Annotated in this window: 9 protein-coding genes; 6 read left to right on the top strand and 3 right to left on the bottom strand. The window is 61.0% G+C overall.

All coding sequences use genetic code 11. The features are described 5' to 3' along the window. Nucleotides 1-219: 219 nt before the first annotated feature. From EC919_RS20110 to EC919_RS20120, 3 genes are read left to right on the top strand one after another with little or no spacing between them, the layout of a single operon-like run. A complete protein-coding gene (locus tag EC919_RS20110; protein ID WP_133776111.1) occupies nt 220-2,001 on the top strand; it encodes a type I secretion system permease/ATPase in 1,782 nt (593 codons plus the stop codon). 13 nt (nt 2,002-2,014) lie between these two features. Continuing rightward, a complete protein-coding gene (locus EC919_RS20115) occupies nt 2,015-3,340 on the top strand; it encodes an HlyD family type I secretion periplasmic adaptor subunit (RefSeq protein WP_133776112.1) in 1,326 nt (441 codons plus the stop codon). Continuing rightward, nucleotides 3,337-4,749: a TolC family outer membrane protein gene (locus EC919_RS20120; protein WP_133776113.1), complete on the top strand. Its 1,413-nt coding sequence runs from the start codon at nt 3,337-3,339 to the stop codon at nt 4,747-4,749. Before EC919_RS20115 ends, EC919_RS20120 begins: the two co-directional genes overlap by 4 nt. 11 nt (nt 4,750-4,760) lie before the next feature. On the opposite strand, the gene EC919_RS20125 is transcribed toward EC919_RS20120, so the two are convergent. Next, nucleotides 4,761-5,921: a glycosyltransferase family 4 protein gene (locus EC919_RS20125; protein ID WP_133776114.1), complete on the bottom strand. Its 1,161-nt coding sequence runs from the start codon at nt 5,919-5,921 to the stop codon at nt 4,761-4,763. Nucleotides 5,922-6,091: 170 nt separating this feature from the next. On the opposite strand from EC919_RS20125, the gene lapG reads away from it, so the two are divergent. From lapG to EC919_RS20140, 3 genes are all read left to right on the top strand, one after another. After that, nucleotides 6,092-6,787, top strand: coding sequence for a cysteine protease LapG (gene lapG / locus EC919_RS20130; RefSeq protein WP_432213833.1), 696 nt, complete (start codon nt 6,092-6,094; stop codon nt 6,785-6,787). 8 nt (nt 6,788-6,795) lie between these two features. Next, a complete protein-coding gene (gene lapD, locus EC919_RS20135; protein ID WP_133776116.1) occupies nt 6,796-8,742 on the top strand; it encodes a cyclic di-GMP receptor LapD in 1,947 nt (648 codons plus the stop codon). Between the two features lie 412 nt (nt 8,743-9,154). Continuing rightward, the gene (locus tag EC919_RS20140; protein WP_133776117.1) at nt 9,155-9,475 is read left to right on the top strand and encodes a YceK/YidQ family lipoprotein; all 321 of its coding nucleotides are present in this window, start codon (nt 9,155-9,157) and stop codon (nt 9,473-9,475) included. 662 nt (nt 9,476-10,137) lie between these two features. On the opposite strand, the gene EC919_RS20145 is transcribed toward EC919_RS20140, so the two are convergent. Together EC919_RS20145 and EC919_RS20150 are read right to left on the bottom strand one after the other, a co-directional pair. Beyond that, nucleotides 10,138-10,476: a tryptophan synthase subunit beta gene (locus EC919_RS20145; protein ID WP_133776118.1), complete on the bottom strand. Its 339-nt coding sequence runs from the start codon at nt 10,474-10,476 to the stop codon at nt 10,138-10,140. A gap of 84 nt (nt 10,477-10,560) precedes the next feature. Continuing rightward, entirely contained in the window at nt 10,561-23,109 is a 12,549-nt protein-coding gene (locus EC919_RS20150) for a retention module-containing protein (protein ID WP_133776119.1), read from the bottom strand. Between the last annotated feature and the right edge of the window lie 236 nt (nt 23,110-23,345).

Below are 23,345 nucleotides of genomic sequence, written 5' to 3' on the forward strand. Positions count from 1 at the left end.
AGCAGACATCAGCATTACTTGATCCGGTCAGATCTTGGGGTCAGCAGCTCGTCGGATTGAGCGCCGGGCAACGAATAACACCGGTAGCCCAGTGTCGAGATAGCAGGAAATGAATCTGAACGCGGAACGCTACGCCGGTTGACGGCTCTTATGCTGCCGGCCTTAGCCGTTGCCGCATTTCCTCGGCTTCGCAGCCCTCTATCTTTAATCATGGATTCTATGAATCGCTCACACGAAAACAACCTGCAAGCGGCGCTCAAGGCTTGTCGCGGGAGTTTCCTCTCGGTCGGGTTCTTCAGTCTTTTCGTCAATACGCTGATGCTGGTTCCCACCTTCTACATGATTCAGGTCTCGGGACGGGTGGTGCCCAGCAGCAGCACGTCCACGCTGATCATGCTCACCCTTATTCTCACGATCCTGATGCTGACGCTCGGGTCGCTGGAGTGGGTGCGTTCGCGCATCATGGTGCGTATCAGCAACCGGCTGGATGTGCTGCTCAGTCGCGATGTCTACCGCGCCAGTTTTCGTAAAGCGCTGAACAGCGGCGGCATGGACGCCTCAGCCCAGTCCCTCAATGACCTGACATCACTGCGGCAATTTCTCACCGGTAACGGGCTGTTTGCGTTTTTCGATGCGCCGTGGCTTCCGGTGTACACCGCCGTGATGTTTCTGTTTCACCCCTGGTTTGGCTGGATGACGGTTGTCTCGGCGGTGGTGCTGGTAGCGCTGGCGTACGTCAATCATCGCTACACCGGCAGCGCGCTGGCCGAGGCCAACAAGCAAAGCCTGACCGCCAATCTGCACACCACCAAAAGCCTGCGCAACGCTGAAGTCATCGAGTCGATGGGCATGCTTGACACCCTGATGGGTCGCTGGGCGGTTCGGCAGCGGCGGGTGCTGGTGTTGCAGTCCGGGGCCAGCGACAAGAGCGGCGTGATCACGTCCATTTCCAAGACATTCCGGGCCTGGGCGCAGTCGATGATGCTGGCGGCAGGCGCCTACCTGGTGATTACCCATGAGATTAATCCAGGCTTGATGATGGCCGGCTCCATCCTGCTGGGCCGCGCACTTGCGCCGATCGATCAGATGATCGGCAGCTGGAAAGGCTTCGTCTCAGCGCGCGTGCAGTACCAGCGCTTGAATGAAACCCTGGACAAGCTCAACGCCGAGCCCGAGCGCATGTCGTTGCCGGATCCGGAAGGGCACCTGCAGGTCGAAAGCCTGTTCGTGGCGCCGCCGGGCGCGAAAGCGGCGGTGATCAAAAACATCAGCTTCGTGACGCCGGCCGGCAGCATCGTCGGTATCGTCGGGCCAAGCGCGGCGGGCAAATCGACGCTGGCGCGTGCGTTGCTCGGCATCTGGCCGCCACAGCATGGCGTTGTCAGGCTCGACGGCGCGGACATCAGTGCGTGGGACAAGCAAAAGCTCGGTCCGCACCTGGGTTACCTCCCTCAGGATATCGAGCTGTTTGAAGGCAGTATCAGCGATAACATCGCCCGCTTCGGCAAGATCGATCCCCAGAAAGTGGTGCTCGCGGCACGCACGGCTGGCGTCCACGAGATGATCCTGCAACTCCCCGACGGTTACGACACAGTGATTGGCAGCGAGGGCGTCAACCTGTCGGGCGGCCAGCGCCAGCGCATTGGTCTGGCGCGTGCGGTGTATGGCAGCCCTCGGTTGATCGTGCTGGATGAGCCCAACTCCAACCTCGATGAGGTCGGTGAACGTGCGCTGGGTGTGGCGCTGCTAAAGATGAAAGAGACCGGCGCGACGGTGTTCATCATTTCCCACCGTCCCAATGTTCTTTCGCGACTGGACCGGATCATGGTCTTGAACAGCGGTGCGATGACGATGTATGGCCCACGTGATCAGGTGATTGCCGAACTGGCTCAGCAACAGGCCAAAGCCCAAGCCCAAGCCCAGGCACAGGGCCAAGCGCAGGGTCAAAACCCGCCCCGGGTTGCGCCGGCATCGACCGGCGCCATTCAGCCCAGCGCCTGACAGGAATTCTTGAATGACCAGTAACGCGATTACCGTGCTCGACGAGCCGTCTGACGACATGCCGACTTCTGATCGCGGCATTCGCCGGGTCGGGATGACGATTGTCCTGGTGACCTTCGGCTTGTTTGGCACGTGGGCCGCTTTTGCCCCGCTGGGCAACGCCGTTTACGGTTCCGGTGTTGTCACCGTGCAGAGCTACCGCAAAACCGTCCAGCACCTTGAGGGAGGCATCGTAAAAGAGCTGCTTGCCCGTGACGGCGACACGGTGCACAAGGGCGACCCGTTGATCATCCTTGACGATGGTCAGCTCAGTTCGGAATACGAATCCACCCGCAACCAGCTCATCACCGCCCGCGCCAAAGAGGCGCGGCTTCGTGCCGAGCGTGACGATCAGCCGGCCATTCCGGCATTGAAAATCGACGGCGTCGAAAGTGATCGTGCCCGTGAGGCCATTGATGGCGAGGCTCAGGTGTTCAGGTCGCGGCACGACGCGCGGCTGGGCGAAATCTCGGTGCAGAAAGAGCGCATCGGCCAGTTGAAGCAGCAAATTATCGGCCTCAACGACATGATCGCCACCAAGGTCAGTCTCGAAAAGTCCTACACCGGTGAGATCACCGAGCTGAGGGACCTGCTGCGTCAGGGCTTCGTTGACAAGCAGCGCCTGCTCGAACAGGAACGCAAGCTGGACATGCTCAAGTCAGAGGTCGCCGACCACCAGTCGACCATCACCAAGACGCGTCTGCAGATCAACGAAACCGAGATGCAGATCGTTCAGACCAATCAGAAATTCAGCTCCGACGTAGCCAAGGACCTCAGTGACGTGCAGGCGCAGGTCTTCGATTTGCAGGAGAAAGCCAGCGCGCTCAAGGACAGGCTGTCGCGCATCGTCATTCGCGCGCCGGAAGACGGGATGGTGCTGGACATGAAAGTGCACACCATTGGCGGGGTGGTCAGCGCGGGGACGCCGCTGCTGGACATCGTGCCGGAGTCTTCGGACCTGGTCGTGGAGGCGCATGTCTCGACCAACGACATCGACCGCATCACCCTCGGCAAGCTCACCGATATCCGCTTCAGCGCGTTCAACGCTGCGACCACGCCGGTGATTCAGGGACAGGTCACGCGCATCTCGGCTGACCGTCTTACCGACGAGAAGACTGGCGAGGGCTATTACCTGGTGCGCGTGAAAGTCACCGACGAAGGCATGCAGCGATTGGGCAACCGCAAACTGCAACCGGGCATGCCGGCCGAGGTGCTGATCAATGCCGGCGAACGCACGATGCTGCAGTACCTGCTCAAGCCTGCGCGCAACATGTTCGCCAAATCGATGATCGAGGAATGACCGTGGTCCGTATGCTTCCCGGTCTGCTTTTTGGTTTGTTTGCGTTCAGTGCCAATGCTGCGCAGCCCGCCGCTCCACAACAGGTCAGCGCTTCGACCTATTCGCTGGACCTGATGACGCTCTACAAAGAGTCGCGGCTTGAAGATCCACGCATTCTTTCGGCTTACGCCCATGCTCGGTCTGCCAGGCAGCAGGAGCGTGAAGCGTTTGGTGGGTTGCTGCCCCAGGTGTCGGCGAGCAGCAACATCAATCGGATTCTGCGCAAGGACGAGCAGTCGCGGGATATCTACGACAACAAAAGCTATGGTCTGAACCTGAGTCAGCTCATCTACAACAAGGAGGCGTGGGAGCGGTATCAGAAGGCCAAGAGCGTCACGCTGCAGAAGAGCTCGCAGTCCGAGGACTCTCAGGCCGAAGCGACGGTTGATCTGGCCAAGCGTTATTTTGCTGCGCTGGCTGCTGATGATGCGCTGGAGCTGGTCTCGGCGGAGCGACGCGCCACCCAGGGCAGCCTCGATCGCGTCAACGCTCTGTACGCCAGGCAGATGGCCAAGGTCACCGACATGCTGGATCTCAAAGCTCGGGTCGATTTGCTGATTGCTCAGGAAATCGAAGCGCGCAATCAGGTGCGCCTGTCACGTGAAGGGTTATCGGAAATCGTTGGCCGGCCGATCAACGATCGCTTGAGCCGGATCCGCAACGATATCGCGCTGGAAGCACCGACGCTGCCGCTGGACGCCTGGATTGCCCAGGCGCTCGACAGCAACCCGCGACTCAAAGCTTATGAAAGCAATCTGGCGGCGGCCGATGCCGCAGTGCGTGAAGGCAAGGGCGGCCATTATCCCTCGCTCAGCTTTAACCTCGGCGCTTCGCAGAGTGATGTCGGTTACGACAACACCCTGACCCCGCGCAGTGACAGCTATGTCGCAACCATCGGTTTGAAAGTGCCGATCTACAGCGGCGGCTCGACTTCCGCGCGGGTGAGCGGGCTGTATGACGAGCAATACGCGGCCGAGCAGGATCTTGAGGGCGTTCGCCGGCAAGTGGTGAAGGAAACCACCAATGCGTACCTCACTGCTCAGTCTGCCGTGGACAAGATCCGCGCCGGGCAGAATGCGTTGTCCTCGGCCAAACAATCGAGCATCGCCGCGCAGAAAGCATTCACTTATGGCGTGGTGAACGCAGTGGATGTACTGACCGCCGTGCAGAACGAATTCAAGGCCCGTGGGGATTTGCTGAAATCCCAATACGACTTCATCACCAACCTGTTCATCTTGAATCGCTGGGCGGGCAAGCTCTCGCAAGAGAGCGTTGCCAGCGTCAACGTGTGGCTGGGCGGGGATGATTCGGAAGCGCTGAAGGACCTGAATAATTCAGCCCCCAGTAACACCAAAGTCACCCCTAAGTAGCCTGCAGCCACTTACGCCTTGGGGTGTGCCGCCAACACTTTGCGGTACACCGCCAGCGTCTGCCGCGCGCATTCCTGCCAAGTGAATTGACGCGCGCGTTCCAGCCCTATTTCAACCCGTTCGGTCCGGAGCGCTTCGTTACTCAACACATCGAGCATGGCCGCCGAGATGCTCGACGCGTCGAGTGGGTCGACGCCCCAGGCTGCATTGCCGGTGACCTCTGGCAAGGACGTGGTGTTCGATGCAATGACCGGGCACCGGGCAGCGAATGCTTCGATGACCGGCAAGCCAAACCCTTCGTACAAAGACGCGAACACCAGCGCGCTGGCGCTCTGGAGCAGTGCGAACACGTCGGATTGCGGCAGGTAGCTGAGCCAGCGCCCTTCACCTTTTGCTTCCAGCGCCTTGAGCTGTGGAATCAGATCTTCGTTGGCCCAGCCATCACGTCCCACCACAATCAGCGGATGCTGTTTGCGTACAGATTCTGGCAATGCATTGAACGCCTCCAGCACCTTCGGCAGATTCTTGCGCGGCTGCAGCGTGCCGATGAACAGGAAAAAACCGGGTTTGAGTTGGTGCTTGTCCAGCACAGCGTCGCGGGTTTCAAGGGGGATGCGCTCGAAATACACCGGGTCCACGCCCAGCGGCGTCACGCTGATTTTCTCGGGGGCAATCCCCATGTGCGTGACCAGATCCTGCTTGCTGTGCTCGGAGATGGTGATCAAGTGATCGGCGCTGTGCACGCTTCGCGCGAACAGCCAGCCCTTGAGGGTCTTGAGGTTTTGGCGGATCCACTCCGGATGAATCAGCGGAATGGCGTCCATGACCGTGGCAACCACGGGCACGCCGCTGAGTCTCGGGATCTGATGATCGGAGGCGTGGAGGATGTCGACATCGCGAGCGATGGTGGAGGAGTTGGGCAGCGGCAGGCTAAGCAAGCCGCTTGCCAGCACCTGAATGCGGAAATCAGCCGAGAGCGTCTTGGGTACGCCGCAGGCCAGTTCGGGGAGACTGCGGCCGAACGCATAAGGCTTGACGGTAATGCCTGGCTCTTCGCTTTGCTTGAGCTCCTCCATCGCCTGCCAAAGAGAGCGGGTGTAAACGCCGATGCCATCCAGATGACCGGCACGTTCACATCCTGCCCAGACGGTGCAGCTCAAACCAATATCCATACGCGTTTCCAAACCAACCCGGTGAGTCATGAAATCAAGGGGCGCGAGCCTATCATGAGTCGCGTTTTCGGGCATTTGCTTCCGCGCATGATCTCACCGCGCCATTGCGTTTCCTCCCTCAACCCCTCACCATCGCTTTCCGTTATCCATTGCCTGATGGACGAGACAAATTGGCGACACGCCCGGCTCAAAAGCGCCCCGGATTATGGATGCTGCTGGCGCTTGCACTGACGTGCACGGCGTGTGTCGGCTATCTGAGCGCGGATTGGGATTTTTCCCTGATCAGCCGTCGCGCCGAAGCGCTGTACGGGCCGTTGGGCGCCGGCAAGCAGCGCATCGATGCCTGGCAGAACTTGCTGGCGACCGAGAAGCAGGTCAGCGAGATGGACAAGCTCAACGTCGTGAATCTGTTCTTCAATAAGCAGATGCGCTACGCCGAAGACATCGACCTGTGGCACGAGGTCGATTACTGGGCGACGCCGGTCGAGTCGCTGATCAAGGGCGCGGGGGATTGTGAGGATTATGCGATCGCCAAGTATTTCAGCCTTCGGCGCTTGGGCGTGCCCAGCGAGAAGCTGCTGATCACGTACGTCAAGGCCCTGCGCCTGAACCGCGCGCACATGGTGCTGACGTATTACTCGAGTCCGAACGCGATGCCGCTGGTGCTCGACAGCTTGATCAACGACATCAAACCCGCCAGCGAACGCACGGACCTGTTGCCGGTGTATGCCTTCAACGCTGAAGGGCTGTGGCTGCCGGGCGCGCAGGGCAACAAGAAAGTGAGCGACACCAAACGTCTGTCCCGGTGGCAGGACGTGCTGAAAAAAATGTCTGCAGAAGGCTTCCCCACCGAGCCCGAGAATTAGGAGTACTGATGTCTCTGTTCAAACAGCTGTTGATCGCGATCTGTCTGTTTCTGGTGGTTGCCTTTGCGGGGAGTTTTGTCGTCAGCCTGGAAAGCTCGCGGGCGCAGTACGTCAATCAGTTGCGCTCCCACGCCCAGGACGCCGCGACCTCGCTGGCGCTGTCGCTGACGTCCAATATCGACGACCCGGCGATGGTTGAGCTGATGGTGTCGTCGATCTTCGACAGCGGTTATTACGCGAGCATCCGGGTGGTGGACCTGGCCAGTGGCGACGCCATCGTCGAGCGCAGTGCGACGCCGGACAATCAGGGCGTGCCGCAGTGGTTCATCAACGCCATCGGGCTTGAGCCGGCGGGCGGCGAGGCGATTGTCAGCCGTGGCTGGCAGCAGACGGCGCGGGTCGAAGTGGTGAGCCACCCGATGTTCGCGCTGGCCAAGTTGTGGCAGAGCGCGCTGGGCAGCCTTGGCTGGTTGCTGGTGTGTGGCGTGGTCAGTGCGATTCTCGGCGCGATGCTGTTGCGTCGGCAGCTGAAGCCGCTGGACTACATGGTGGCGCAGTCCCAGGCGATTGGCCGTCGCGAGTTCCTCGTTCTGCCCGAACTGCCGCGCACGCCGGAGCTGCGCCGGGTGGTGCAGGCGATGAACCAGATGGTCGAGAAGCTCAAGGCGCTGTTTCAGGAAAGCACCGAGCGCAGTGAGAAGCTGCGCATCGAGTCGTATCAGGACAGCCTGACCGGGCTGTCCAACCGTCGTTATTTCGATATGCAGCTCAATGCCCACGTCAGTCATCTGGAAGACGGACGCGCGGGCTATTTGATGATGTTGCGCGTCAACGACCTGGCCGGTTTGAACCAGCGTCTGGGTGGCAAGCGTACCGATGCCTTGCTGGTGGCGGTGGCGGAGCAGTTGGTGCGTCACTGCGAGAAATACCCTGAAACCCGCAACCTCATCAGTCGCAGCCGTGGCGGGGAATTCGCCGTGCTGGCGCCGGGCATGGTTCACGATGAAGCCGTGCAACTGGTGCAGAATCTTGAGGCGGCGCTGCAGAGTCTGGAAGCCACCGGCGCCTCCGATGTCTCGCCCGTCGCGCATATGGGGCTGGCGCCGTACAGCCCGGGCGATGCCTCGCTGACGCTGCTGACGCTGGCGGATCAGGCGCTGTCCCAGGCGGAAAGCGGTGGCGAGCAATCGTGGTATTGCATCGAGCGTGGCGCGATTGGCGATCTGGGTGAAGACCAGCACGCGTGGCACATGACCCTGGATCATGCCCTTGAGCACGGGCGCTTTCAGTTGTTCTTTCAGCCGGTGGTTGAATCTGGTGATGCCGCGAAGGTGCTGCATTACAAAGTGCTGTCGCGGCTGGTCGATGCTGACGGCGAGACGATTCCGGCCGGGCGCTTTTTGCCGTGGCTGGAGCGGTTTGGCTGGTCGAGCCGCTTGGATATGCTGATGCTGCAGCAGGTACTGAGGCATCTGGGTACGCACAATGAGCGCTTGGCGCTGAATCTGTCGGCGGCCACGCTCAACGATGCGTCGGCGCTGAATGAAGTGTTCAACGCCCTGCGCCAGCACCCGAAACTCGGCGCGCGCCTGACCTTCGAGATCGGCGAGGAGCAAGTGCCGGAGCAAGCGGTGCTGGAGAAGCTGACCCGCCGCCTGCAAGAAGCCGGCTATTCCCTGGCGCTGCAGCGGTTTGGTGGGCGTTTCAGCATGATCGGCAACCTGGCGCATCTGGGGCTGGCTTACCTGAAGATCGATGGCAGCTACATCCGCACCATTGACCAGGAGAGCCACAAGCGGTTGTTCATCGAAGCGGTCCAGCGCGCGGCACACAGTATCGACCTGCCGCTGATTGCCGAGCGCGTTGAGACCGACGGCGAACACCGGGTGATCGTTGAGATGGGGATTGAAGGGGTACAGGGGCAGCTGTTCGGTGATCCTGCGCCGTGGAAGTGATGGGCTGAGGAACGCGCTTGCTGTTTTACTCAATGTCGATGGCTGACGCGCTATGTGCAGGAGCTTGCCCGCGAATGCGTGGTGTCAGTCACCCCTTTAGCGACTGACAGAACGCGTTCGCCAGCAAGCCGGCTCCTACGGATTTGCGTGGGTTGATCAGTAGTCGTGGTATCAGGGGTGGAGTGCGGCGTCGGCAAGTGCATTCGCGGGCAAGCGCGCTCCTACGCCCTTCGGGCAGAGGCGGACCGCGATCCATGCCATCCTTTCGGGTATATTGCCGACCAACAGGGGCGTGATCCAACGCGGACTGCCGGCGGTGCGTCGTCCGCCATTGCGTTGAGTGGTCAAGCTTGGGTTTACATCGACACGCGACCCGCGTCGTTATTTCAAATCAAACAATGGAAGAGCACTTATGAAGCCATGGATTGCCGCCTGCATGATCGCGACCCTATCGGGGTGCGGCACGATCAAAACCCTCAATGACGAAAAAGGGGCCGCAGATACCTTGGCGCGCCACAGCTCCAATTGCCAGTCCATCCCCCGTGCCTACAGCGGTGCGGTTTACCAGTTCTGCACCTTGAACGCTCCGCCAGTTTCCGGGCCCCACTGGTCTGCGCCCACCATTGCATTGGACATGGCCCTTTCCGCGGTCGCCGATACCGTGCTGCTTCCCTACACGGGGTATCAGCAATACCAGCAGGGCGACATCAAGGTCCGACGTAAGCAGTACTGATCGGTCGTCTTTAATATGTCGGCTGCGCCGTTGCTTCGCGCCAGATCGTGGGACAAGCCACGCTCCTGCAGGACGATTGGCGCTCGACGCATGTTTTGGATGCAGGCGTGAAATTGTAGGAGCGCGCTTGCCCGCGAATGCGTGGTGTCAGTCACCCTTTTAGCCACTGACAGGACGCGTTCGCCAGCAAGCCGGCTCCTACGGATTGAGTGGGTTGATGAATGGCCGTTGTGTCAGGCGTGAAGCGCGGCGCGTCGGAAACCGCCTTCGCGGGCAAGCGCGCTCCTACGCCCTTCGGGCAGAGGCAGAACGTGATCCTGCCATTTCATCTTGGGACTTTAGACCTGTGGGATGGTCATCAAACGCGGATTACCTGCGGGAACGCAGATTGATGGACGGCGCAAATCAACTGTAGGAGCGCGCTTGCCCGCGAATGCGTGGTGTCAGTCACCCTTTTAGCAACTGACAGCACGCGTTCGCCAGCAAGCCGGCTCCTACGGATTTGTGTGGGTGGATCAATAGGCGTCGTGTCAGGCGTTAAGCCCGTCGCCTCGGAAAACGCATTCGCGGGCCCGCGCGCTCTTGCATCTAGCGCGTCAGCCAGCCTTATTTTCGAATGGCATGCCCTAAGCGGGTAAGCGCCAAGGTCGGGGAGGTGGGCTTCAGATCAGCCGTTGTTCATCATCATTGATCAGGTCGCTCAGGCCGCCCAGTGTTTCCCGGGCCTGGGTACGATCCATCAATTTTGCCTGTGCGGCGGCGGGGAGGTCGGTGATGGTGAGGATGCCTTTGCTGGTCAGGACCTGAATCAAGTCGTCCAGTACCCGGATCATGTCCATGTCGCTGGACTTGAGCTGGATCAGGCTTTTCTCGACCACTTCGTTGGCAAACCAGGCTTGCACCTGATGGTCATCGGGCGGCAGTTGCTCGCTTGCTTCGGCAAAAGCTGTTGCTTCCACGCGAACTAGCGTTCCATCGGCATCGCGCTGAACGTAAAACATGGCTCATTCCTCAGGGGACTAACTGTGCTGGCAACCGTCAGGGACGATTGCCAGCACAGTACAACAGCTCTCTTGGCTCAGCTATCAGTGGTGATCGACTTTGATGGTCGGATCCGCACCGCTCACCAGCGAGTTGACCATGGCATTGCTCCAGGTCACGCCCTCCACCTTGATGTGCACATCGGCCGTGGTCGCCGCGGCAGCCGCCGTGACATTCGACGCGAACTGCCCGGTGGTGCTGACTTGCAGAATGGTGTCACGGCCATCATTGGTGACTTGCAGGTACTTGCTGAGGGTGTCGGTGTCTTCACCTTGCAGCAGGTCACGCAGGTCAATGCGGTCGCCTTCGCCTTTGTTGAAGTCCTTGATCACGTCAAAGCCACCGCTGTTGGTGTCGCCTGCTTTCCAGGCGAACGTATCGGTACCTGCGCCACCGGTAAGGATGTCGTTGCCTTTACCACCAATCAGAATGTCGTTGCCGTTACCACCGTTGAGGATGTCGTCGCCACCCTGGCCGAACAGAATGTCATTGCCATTGCCGCCCAGCAGGGTGTCGTTGCCGTCCTGCGACGTCGACGAGGAATTGCTCAGGTGAGCCACCGCATCGAGGTTGTTGGTCACGAACGAATGCAGCGTCTTGTCATCGATGGTCGACACGTTCACGTGCAGGGTGTCTGCCGCAAACGCCTTCAGCGCCGTGATGCCGCCCTGCGTGTTGTAGGTGATCAGGTCACCGAACAGGATGTCATTGCCGTCGCCACCGTTGAGGGTGTCGCTGCCCGGCGCGATATCCTTCTGGTCGCCCAGTACCGCCTTCGCCAGATCGTCAGCGTTGACGTTGGTCTGCGCGTGACCGTCACTGTCGTAGTGATCGAGCGTGCTCGTCTTGACGGCCGAGCTCAGGCCGATCGCTTCGATGGTCGGCGACTGCTTCAGCAGCAGGGCGTAGCCGGTGTCCGCTTCAGCCAGGACAACGCTGCTGCCGTTGGTTTCAGGTGAATTCAGGCTGTATTCCTGACCGCCCTTGCCGTCGGCGTGGCTGGCAAGCGTGCCGACCAGCGCGCCGTTGCTGTTGCTGGCGTAGCTGTACACATGGCCCACGGTGTCGATGGCGACTTTGCCGTTTACCGTGTACGTGCTGCCCAGATGCCAGCTGTCCAGCGCGGTCGCCAGCGTGATGGTCGTGCCGCTCACCGTACCGAGCACCGTGCTGGTGTTCTGGTAGACGTTAGGCTCGCCGTCGGTGATGAAGTAAGTGCGGTTCTCGCCCGTCGGGTTGGTGCTGTTCAAGCCGGCAAACCAGTTCGCCGTGGTCTTGAAGGCATCTTCGTAGTTGGTGGTACCGCCCGATGTCATGGTCGCCAGAGCAGCGGCCAATGTTTTCAGCGCAGCAGCCTTGTCAGACATGTCCACCGACACGGTCGAACGCACGTTGGTGTCGAAATCCACCAGCAGGACGTTGATCTTGCCAGCGTTGGCCGTTTGAGCGCCGTTCGCCAGTTTCTCGAACACCGACTGCAACTGCGTCTTCGCCGTGTCGAGGGATTTGCCCATGCTGCCCGAGCTGTCGACGATGAAGGCGATGTTGTAGCTCTTGCCCTGCACGATGGTCGTGCCGCTGACGTCGCCGACGATGATGTCGCCACCGGTGGTGCCAGTGATCGGCGTCGGGTCGCTGCCGGCCAGGCCTTCACTCGAGGTGTAGGTCTGAGACTCGACGGTGACGGTGATCGCCTTGCTGTCGCTGGCGCTGGCTACCGCGCTTGGGACGCCTGGCACCGTTGCTTCGGTCGCCGTCGCCGTCACGTTCAGCGTGAACTTGCCGCTGAAGTAGTCAGGCGTGGTGATGCTCAGCGTCGACAGGTCGAATGGGCTGACGTTGATCGTGTCCATCACGGTTTTGCCGTTTTCGACGTGAGTCGTCACGGTGGCCGTGTGACCTGCTGCGTCGGTCAGGACCGAACCGGCCGGTGCGCCGCCGCTCAGGGTCGTGACGTGAGTCTCCGAACCGTCAAGGCTGTCACCGAACACCGCTTTGACCGGGCTCAGCTTGATCGCGGTGCCTTCGGTGCCGTGGTTCAGCTCGTAACCGGTGTAATAACCCTCACCGCTGCCAACCGTGCCTTCGTGCAGCGACGAGACGTTCAGGCCGGACGCCTTGAGGTCATCGACCGTTGCGAACAGCAGCACGTTGGTGCTGTTCAGCGCGACGGTCTGAGTGGCGCCGGTGCTGAGGGTCTTGTCGACCAGGTTGATGCTGTAGTTGCCCGGGCCCGCCTGGTTGTAGTGGTAGATGTCCAGGGTGTAGTAGCCGGACTCCGTCGGCGTGAAGCCCGCACTCTGGATCTTGCCGCCCGCGCCCCATGTGGCGTTGGCTGCAGTCTGGCCCGCTACGGTGATCAGCAGACTGTCGTCCGCGGTACCGGAGAAGGTGTAGGTGTGGCCGGCTTCCATGTAGACCAGACCGGACAACTTGGTGCCGGTACCGACAGCTACGGAAGCGTCCTGCGCAGCGGCGGCGACGGTGTGAGTGGTCGACGCAACGGTGGTGTTGAAGCCGGCCTTGATGGTCGCTTCGTTGGCGCCCTGGCCGTTGGTGCCCATATTGGTCAGCGTGCCGACGTAGACGTCCTTGACCAGGCCGGTCGACTGAACGACGCCTGTACCCAGCGTTACCAACGGCTGGTCGGCGACAGGCGCCACGTTGATGGTGCCGGTAGCTTTGACCGAACTCGCCAGACCCTGATCGTCGACGGCCTTGTAGGTGAACGAGGTGCTGCCCGCCCAATCGGCGGCTGGCTTGAAGTACACCGTTGCAGCGTTGCCGACTGCCGCGATGTTGCTCAGGCTGGTTAGCGCCACTTTGCCGGCCGCATCGGCGTAGAACGTGCCGTGTGCAGCCATGTCGACCAAGTTGAAGTGGTCGATCGCGCCATCCACATCAGAGCCGGTCAGCTTGACCGCGATGGTGGTGTCTTCGTTGCCCGTTGCCGACGCTGCCTTGGTCACCGGCGCGTCGTTCACGGCGATCACGTTGATCTGGCTGTTGTGTACGACAGTCTGGTTATTGCTGCCGTTGGCGTCGGCGTCGGTGACAGCGATGGTCACACCGCGCGGTGCGGTGCTTGGGTTCTCGCTGTTGTCGGCGTAGGTGATCGACTTGATCAGGGTTTCGTAGTTGGCAACCGAAGCCTTGCCGGTCAAGTCGATGACGATGTTGCCGTTGGCGTCGTTGCTGAGCTTGTAGCTGATACCCAGGTCGGTGGTGCCGGTAGTGCCGTCGGTGCCGCCTTTGTAGTACTGCGAAACGATCAGGTCTTCGCCTTTGATGCCGGTCAGCGTGATTTTCGCGCTGCTCAGTTGGGTGCTGTCGACGTCGGTGATGCTGAAGTTGTTGACGATTGGCGTCGCTGCACCGTTTTCGGTGTAGGTGATGCTGCCGAAGTTGACCACCGGCGCGTCGTTCACAGCCGTGACGTTGATGCTGCCCGTGCCCGTCGTAGCGGCTTGCAGGCCCTGGTTGTCAACGGCGGTGTAGGTGAACGGTGTGCTGCCATTCCAGTTCGCGTCCGGCTTGAAATAGATCGTCGCACCGTTGTTGGTAGCGGTGATGTCGTTCAAGTTGGTCAGCGGCTGAGTGCCGGCCGCGTCGGAGTAGAACGTGCCGTGTGCAGGCACATCCACCAGATTGAAGTGGTCGATGGTGCCGTCCGCGTCAGAACCCGTCAGCGTGACCGCAATGGTGGTGTCTTCGTTGCCTTGGCCCGAAGCCGTGTTCACGGTCGGAGCGTCATTCCAGGCATCAACTGTGACGGTGATCGCCTTGCTGTCGCTGGCACTTGCAACTGCGCTCGGCACGCCAGGTATCGTCGCTTCAGTGGCTGTCGCGGTGATATTGAGCGAGAACGTGCCAGAGAAGACCTTAGGCGTGGTGATGCTCAGCGTCGACAGGTCGAAGTTGCTGACGTCGATCGTGTCCATCACGGTTTTGCCGTTTTCGGCGTGAGTCGTCACGGTGGCCGAGTGGCCCGCTGCGTCGGTCAGAATCGAGCCGGCCGGTGCGCCGCCGCTGAGGGTGGTGACGTGAGTCTCCGAACCGTCGAGGCTGTCGCCGAATACCGCGCTGACCGGACTGAGCTTGATCGCGCTGCCTTCGGTGCCGTGGTTCAACTCGTAAGCGGTGTAATAACCCTCACCGCCGCCCGCTTTGCCTTCGTGCAATGGCGAGACGTTCAGGCCGGAAGCCTTGAGGTCATCGACCGATGCGAACAGCAGCACGTCGCTGCCGTCCAGGGCGACGTTTTGAGCGACGTTGGTGCTGTTGTTCGTGTCAGTCAGGCCGATGTTGTAATTGCCCGGGCCGTCCTGGTTGTAGTGGTAAATATCCAGCGTGTAGTAACCGGAGGCCGAAGGAACAAAGCCTGCGCCCACGTTCTGCACGACGCCGCTTTCGCCAATTGTGGCGGTGGCGGCGGTCTGTCCGCCGACGGTGATCAACAGGCTGTCGTCTGCGGTACCGGTGAAGTTATAGGTGTGGCCGGCTTCCAGGTAAATCAGGCCCGACAGCTTGACGCCGGTGCCAGCGGCAACGGACGAATCCTGTGCAGCGGTCGCGACACTGTGGGCGGTCGGTTCAACGGTGGTGTTGAAGCCGGCCTTGAGGGTCGCTTCGTTGGCGCCTTTACCGTCGGTGCCCATATTGCTCAGCGTGCCGACATAGACGTCCTTGACCAGACCGGTCGACTGAACAATGCCGGAGCCCAGCGTTATCAGCGGTTGGTCGGCGACAGGCGCCACGTTGATGGTGCCGTTGGCGGGCGTGGTGTCTGCTTTACCCTGATTGTCGACGGCGGTGTAGGTGAATTGGGTGCTGCCGCTCCAGTCGCCGTCCGGCTTGAAGAAAACGGTTGCGCTGTTGCCGGTCGCCTTGATGACGCTGGTGCCGTCCAGTGCCTGAGTGCCGGCGGCATCGGCGTAGAACGTACCGTGCTGCCCAAGGTTGACCAGGTTGAAGTGGTCAACAGTGCCATCAACGTCGGTGCCGGTCAGTTTGACCGCAACGGTGTTGTCTTCGTCGCCCGTGGCCGACGCTGACTTGGTCACCGGCGCATCGTTCACGGCGATCACGTTGATCTGGCTGTCGTGAACGACGGTCTGGTTGTTGGTGCCGTTGGCATCCACATCGGTCACAGCGATGGTCACGCCGCGCGGTGCGGTGCTCGGATTGTTGCTGTTGTCGGCGTAGGTGATCGACTTGATCAGGGTTTCGTAGTTGGCAACCGAAGCTTTGCCGGTCAAGTCGATGACGATGTTGCCGTTGGCGTCATTGCTCAGCTTGTAGCTGATACCCAGATCGGTGGTGCCGGTGGTGCCATCGGTGCCGCCTTTGTAGTACTGGGAAACGATCAGGTCTTCGCCTTTGATGCCGGTCAGCGTGATCTTCGCGCTGCTCAGTTCGGTGCTGTCGACGTCGGTGATGCTGAAGTCTTTGACGATCGCGATCGGTGCACCGTTTTCGGTGTAGGTGATGCTGCCGAAGTTGACCACCGGCGCGTCGTTCACAGGCGTAACGGTGATCGTGCCGGTTGCCGGGGTGGTGGAAGCCGTGCCCTGGTTGTCGACGGCGGTGTAGGTGAACGGCGTGCTGCCATTCCAGTTGGCGTCCGGCTTGAAGTAGATCGTCGCGCCATTGTTGGTCGCGGTGATGTCGTTCAAGTTGGTCAGCGGCTGGGTGCCTGCGGCGTCGGAGTAGAACGTGCCGTTGGCAGGCGTGTTGACCAGGGTGAAGTGGTCAATGGTGCCGTCGACGTCGGAGCCGGTCAGCTTGACCGCGACGAGCGTGTCTTCGTTGCCATTGCCTGTGGCCGTGTTAACGAGCGGCGCATCGTTCACTGACGCGACGTTCACGGTCAGCGACTGCGTCGTGGTGGCCGAATCCTTGTTGGCGCCTTCGGTCGACGTCGAACTCACTTGCAGGTTGATCGAGCCGTTGAAGTCTTTCGGCGGCGTGATGGTCAGGGTGCTCAGGTTCCAGCCAGTGAGGTAAGCCTCGCCATCGCCGCCTTCAGAAACAGGGATGGAGGTGTAGCTGTGGCCGTTGCCATCGCTCAGCACCGCGCCCACTGGAATGCCGCCCACAATGACCGGTCCGAGGGACTCAGAACCGTCGGTGTCCACCAGTGCAGCGCTCAGGTCCAGCTTGATCGCGGTGTCTTCATCGCCTTGGGCGTTGGTGACGGTAACGATCGGGGCATCAGCCACAGGCGTGACGTTGATCGTGCCCGTGGCAGTGTTGCCGGCGGGCAGGTTCTGGTTGTCGACAGCGGTGTAGGTGAAGTTGGTATCGCCCGCCCAGTTTGCATCCGGCTTGAAGTAGATCGTCGCACCATTGTTGCTGGCAGCAATGTTGGTCAAGTTGGTCAGCGGCTGGGTGCCGGCAGCGTCGGAGTAGAACGTGCCGTGTGCAGGCGTGTTGACCAGGTTGAAGTGGCCGATAGTGCCGTCCACGTCAGAACCCGTCAGCTTGACGGCAACGAGTGTGTCTTCGTTGCCCGCACCCGAAGCGGCGTTAACAACCGGCGCATCGTTCACGGCAATGACGTTGATCTGGCTGTCGTGAACGACGGTCTGGTTGTTGGTGCCGTTGGCATCCACGTCGGTCACGGCGATGGTCACACCGCGCGGAGCGGTGCTCGGGTTCTCGCTGTTGTCGGCGTAGGTGATCGACTTGATCAGGGTTTCGTAGTTGGCAACCGAAGCTTTGCCGGTCAAGTCGATGACGATGTTGCCGTTGGCGTCATTGCTCAGCTTGTAGCTGATACCCAGATCGGTGGTGCCGGTGGTGCCATCGGTGCCGCCTTTGTAGTACTGGGAAACGATCAGGTCTTCGCCTTTGATGCCGGTCAGCGTGATTTTCGCGCTGCTCAGCTCAGTGCTGTCGACATCAGCGATGCTGAAGTCTTTGACGATCGCGATCGGTGCACCGTTTTCGGTGTAGGTGATGCTGCCGAAGTTGACCACCGGCGCGTCGTTCACAGGCGTAACGGTGATGGTGCCGGTTGCCGGGGTGGTGGAAGCCGTGCCCTGGTTGTCGACGGCGGTATACGTGAACGGCGTGCTGCCATTCCAGTTGGCGTCCGGCTTGAAGTAGATCGTCGCGCCATTGTTGGTCGCGGTGATGTCGCTCAAGTTGGTCAGCGGCTGGGTGCCTGCGGCGTCGGAGTAGAACGTGCCGTTGGCAGGCGTGTTGACCAGGGTGAAGTGGTCAATGGTGCCGTCGACGTCAGAGCCGGTCAATTTGACGGCAACGAGCGTGTCTTCGCTGCCATTGCCTGTGGTCGTATTGACCACTGGCGCATCGTTTACTGACGCGACGTTGACAGTGAGGGGCACAGTCGTGGTTGCCGACTGGCCGGTCAGCTCAGTGGACGTCGAACTCACTTGCAGGTTGATCGAGCCGTTGAAGTCTTTCGGCGGCGTGATGGTCAGGGTGCTCAGGTTCCAGCCAGTAAGGTAAGCCTCGCCATCGCCGCCTTCAGAAACAGGGATGGAGGTGTAGCTGTGGCCGTTGCCATCGCTCAGCACCGCGCCCACTGGAATGCCACCCACAATGACCGGTCCGAGGGACTCAGAACCGTCGGTGTCGACCAGTGCCGCGCTCAGGTCCAGCTTGATCGCGGTGTCTTCATCGCCCTGGGCGTTGGTGACGCTGACGATCGGGGCATCAGCCACTGGCGTGACGTTGATCGTGCCCGTGGCGGTGTTGCCGGCTGGCAGGTTCTGGTTGTCGACCGCGGTGTAGGTGAAGTTGGTGTCGCCCGCCCAGTTTGCATCCGGCTTGAAGTAGATCGTCGCACCATTGTTGCTGGCGGCGATGTTGGTCAAGTTGGTCAGCGGCTGGGTGCCGGCAGCGTCCGAGTAGAAGGTGCCGTGTGCAGGCGCACTGACCAGGTTGAAGTGGCCAATGGTGCCGTCGACGTCAGCGCCGGTCAGCTTGACCGCGATGGTGGTGTCTTCGTTGCCCGAACCCGAGGCGGCGTTGACTACCGGCGCGTCGTTGACCGCAGTCACGTCGATTTGACCGGTGGCACTGCCCGACAGGTTGTTGGTGCCATTGGCATCAACGTCGGTCACTTCGATGGTCACGCCACGTGGCGTGGTGCTCGGGTTATCGCTGCTGTTGGCGTAGGTGATCGAGTTAATCAGCGTGGTGTAGTCAGCGATGGACGCCTTGCCGGTCAGGTCGATAACGATGTTGCCGTTGGCGTCGTTGCTCAGCTTGTAGCTGATACCCAGATCGGTGGTACCGGTGGTGCCGTCGGTGCCGCCTTTGTAGTACTGGGAAACGATCAGGTCTTCAGCCTGAATGCCGGTCAGCGTGATCTTCGCGCTGCTCAATTGAGCGCTGTCGACGTCACCGATCTGCAGGTTGCTGACCAACGCCTGAGGTGCGCCGTTTTCGACGTAGTCAGGGTTGGTGAAGGTTACGGTTGGCGCGTCGTTGACCGGGCCGACGCTCACGGTCAGGGACTGGGTCGTGGTGGCCGAATCCTTGTTGGCGCTTTCGGTCGACGTCGAGCTCACTTGCAGGGTGATCGGGCCGTTGAAGTCTTTCGGCGGCGTGATCGTCAGGTTGGTCAGGTCCCAGCCATTGATGTAGACCGCGCCATCGCCTGTCGGGATCGAGGTGTAGCTGTGGGTGCCGTCAGTCAGCACGGCGCCCACTGGAATACCGGACACGACGAACGGGCCCAGGGATTCCGAACCATCGGTGTCCACCAGCGCGGTGCTTACGTTCAGCTTGATCGCGGAGTCTTCACTACCTTGGGCGTCAGCGACGGTGACGATCGGGGCATCGGCCACCGGCGTCACGTTGATGATGCCGTTCGCTGGCGCGCCGGCTGGCAGGTTCTGATTGTCGACAGCGGTGTAGGTGAAGCTGGTGTCACCGGCCCAGTTGGCGTCCGGCTTGAAGTAGATCGTCGCACTGTTGTTGCTAGCGGCGATGTTGCTGAGGTTGGTCAGCGCCTGGGTACCGGCGGCATCGGCGTAGAACGTGCCGTGCTCGGCCATGGTGGCCAGGTTGAAGTGGTCAATGGTGCCGTCGACATCAGCGCCGGTCAGCTTGACCGCAATGGCGGTGTCTTCGTTGCCCTGGCCCAATGCCGCGTTGACGGTCGGAGCGTCGTTGACGGCAATCACGTTGATCTGGCCGTCGTGCACGGCGGTCAGGTTAGTGGTGCCGTTGGCGTCCAGATCGGTGACGGAAATGCTCACGCCACGCGGTACGGTGCTCGGGTTTTCGCTGTTGTCGGCGTAAGTCAGCGACTTGATCAGGGTTTCATAGTTGGCGACCGAGGCATTGCCCGTCAGGTCGATCACGATGTTGCCGTTGGCGTCGTTGCTCAGGGTGTAGGTGATGCCCAGGTCGGTAACACCGGTGGTGCCGCCTTTGTAGTACTGGGACACAACCAGGTCTTCAGCCTGAATGCCGGTCAGCGTGATCTTCGCGCTGCTCAGCTGCGTGCTGTCGATGTCGGTGATGCTGAAGTTGTTGACCAGCGCGATCGGCGCACCGTTTTCGGTGTAGGTCACGCTGTCGAAGTTGACCGCCGGGCCGTCGTTCACTGGCGTCACATTGACGACCAGAGACTGTGTCGTGGTGGCCGAATCCTTGTTGGCGCCTTCGGTCGACGTCGAGCTCACTTGCAGGGTGATCGGGCCGTTGAAGTCTTTCGGCGGGGTGATGGTCAGGTTGGTCAAATCCCAACCATTGATGTAGACCGCGCCGTCGCCGGTCGGAATCGAGGTGTAGCTGTGGGTGCCATCCGTCAGCACGGCGCCGACCGGAATGCCGGACACGATGAACGGGCCCAGGGATTCCGAGCCATCGGTGTCGACCAATGCGGTGCCGACGTTGATCTTGATCGCGGAGTCTTCGTTACCTTGCGCGTCGGCAACGGTAACGATCGGCGCATCGGCCACTGGCGTGACGTTGATGATGCCGTTGGCTGGCGCGCCAGCGGTCTGACCCTGATTGTCCACAGCGGTGTAGGTGAAGCTGGTGTCGCCCGCCCAGTTGGCGTTCGGCTTGAAGTAGATCGTCGCGCTGTTGGCGGTGGCGGCGATGTTGCTGAGGTTGGTCAGCGCCTGGGTACCGGCAGCATCGGCATAGAAGGTGCCGTTGGCCGCCAGGGTGACCAGGTTGAAGTGGTCGATGGTGCCGTCGACGTCAGCGCCGGTCAGCTTGACCGCAATGGCGGTGTCTTCGTCGCCTCTGCCCGATGCGTCGGTGACGGTCGGTGCATCGTTGACCGGGGTGATGTCGACTTCGCCGGTGGCGCTGCCCGTCAGGTTGTTGGTGCCGTGGGTGTCCACGTCCGTCACTTCGATTGTCACGCCGCGTGGGGTGGTAATCGGGGCATCACTGCTGTTGGCGTAAGTGATCGAGTTGATCAGGGTGGTGTAGTCGGCGATCGAGGCGTTGCCGCTCAACTGAATGACGACGTTACCGCTGGCGTCGTTGCCCAGCGTGTAGCTGATGCCCGAAGCCGTGGTGCCGGTGTTGCCACCCTGGAAGGACGTCGAAGCGATCAGGTCTTCGGCCTGAACGCCGGTCACGGTGATCTTCGCGCCGCTCAGCTGGCCGCCGTCGACGTCGCCGATCTGCAGGTTGTTGACCAGTGCCTGAGGAGCGCCGTTTTCGACGTAATCGGTGCTGGTGAACGTGACAGTCGGGGCGTCGTTGACGGCGACGACGTGCACGATGCTGGTGGCCGGCACGGAATCATTCTGGCCATCGTTGACGGTCACGGTGATGGCGCGATCAACGACGCTCGGGTCCTGGCTGCCGTTCTGGAAGGTGATCGACTTGATCACGGCTTCGTATTCGGCGGCGGTGGCGGCGCCGGTCAGGGTCAGTACGATCTGGCCGTTGACGGTGGCGGTGCTGACCGCGATGTTCGCGTTCGGGCTGCCTACCACCAGGGTGTCGGCGTCCTGAGCGTTGGTCAGGGTGACTTTCGCGCCTTGCAGGGTAGGGCTGTCGGCGTCAGTGACGGTCAACTGGTCGGCGATCGAAACGCCGGCCTGGCCTTCGGTGAAGGTGGTTTCGCTGTTGGTACCGTTACCACCGCCATTCGGGTCGACAACCGGCAGAGCGTCGTTGTCGATGATCGTGGTGGTGACGCTGCCATTGGTCGCGCTGGCAACGATGTTCTCGAAGTTGCCGCCGGTGATGGCGCCGATCGCCACGGTGACGTTTTCAACGCCTTCCGGGATCGTGTCATTAAGGGTGTTCAGGTCGAAGGTGACGCTGCTGCTGTTGGCAGGGATCTTCACGCTGACCACTTGCGTGTAGTCGGTGCCGTTGGTTGCGGTGCCGCTGTACGTCAGGTTGATCGTAACTTCGGTCTGCGCCGGGTTGCTCAGCGTAATGGTGTACGTGGCGGCCTGGCCTTCAGTCACCGACTGGGTGCCGGTGATGCTGGCAACGGTGGTGTCGATACTGTCGACGATCTGCACCACAGCCGGCGCCGTATCAGGCACCAGATTTTCAAAGTTGCCGCCGGTTGCGCCGGTGATCGTGGTGTTGATAACGGTGTCGGTGTTGTAGACGTCATTCGCCGGAGCCGCGACGACAACCGAGCCAGTGGACTCGCCCGCACGGATGGTGATGGTCGAACCGTCGGACAGGGTGACGTTGACCGGGGTCTGTGCCGGGTTGGTCAGCGTGGCGGTGTAAGTAATCGAGGTGCCTTCGACAGACGTCGGCGCAGCGCTGAGGCTGACCGTGGTGGTGTCGATGGTGTCGGTGATGTTAGTCACCGCCGGAGTCGGATCGGTCGTCACGACCAGACCGCCACCGCCCGTTGTGCCAGTGATCGTGGCGCTGATGACTGAAGGGTCGATGTACGGCGTGTTGATGTCGGCCACTTGAACAGTGGTCGAGCCGGACGTGTCGCCGCCACGAATCACAATGGTCGAACCGTTGGACAGGGTGATCGTCAGGTCCGACGTCGGGGCCTGAGTGACGTTCGCCGTGTAAACCAGCGCGCCACCGGCCTCGGTCAACGTCGGAGTGGCGGTCAGTGTCAGGTTGCCCGTCGGCTGCGGCACGACGGTGTTGCCGTTGCCGTTGTCGATCGCCAGGCCGTTGCTCAGCGTAGGAGGCGGCGCGGTTGTTGTCCCCAGGCCGTTGGTCGGGAAGCCGATGGTCGGATCCACTTCGCCCGCCGTCTCGGTGAGCATCACTACACTGTGGCCGCCGCCTGCGTTGCCGCCATCACCTGGCGCTGCCTGCGGACCCGCGGCAGTGGCTTCGAGGTCTTTGGTCGGGTCGGCGCCGGCCGCGATGGCCTGCTGCAATTCAGCCACTGACGGTGCCGCTTGTGCGGTGGCTTCGGCAAGGTTGGTAGTGGAAGCCGGGGCGTCTGCGCTCCACTGGCTGTCGCGGCCCATGTCCAGTTGACGGCCGTCAGCAAGCTGCAGCGTGACTGCGCCTCCCGGGCCTGTCAGAACCTGCTCGCCGGTGAACAACCGGTCACCCTCGATGAGCACACGACGAATCCCTTCCGGGGAAACTGCGACTACCTGGCCAACAATGCTTTTGACGATGGCAACAACACTGCTCATGGGGGGGACTCTCCGAAATTACCGTTCAGTTGGTATCCATCATGCCGACCGGCCTTAACTAACGCCGCTTCATACTGGAATACGTAAAGATTTGCATTTGTTTCGATGCCGGATAACAACTTAGGGAACTAATTAAGTTGCACGTAATCTGGCGTCAATTTATCAACAGCAGGTCGGCACAGGAATTAACTTTCTGCCAAAGTATTGACCTATTCGGCGACATCCTAAACAATCGC

The organism is Pseudomonas graminis (assembly GCF_004364335.1).
GTDB lineage: Bacteria > Pseudomonadota > Gammaproteobacteria > Pseudomonadales > Pseudomonadaceae > Aquipseudomonas > Aquipseudomonas graminis_D.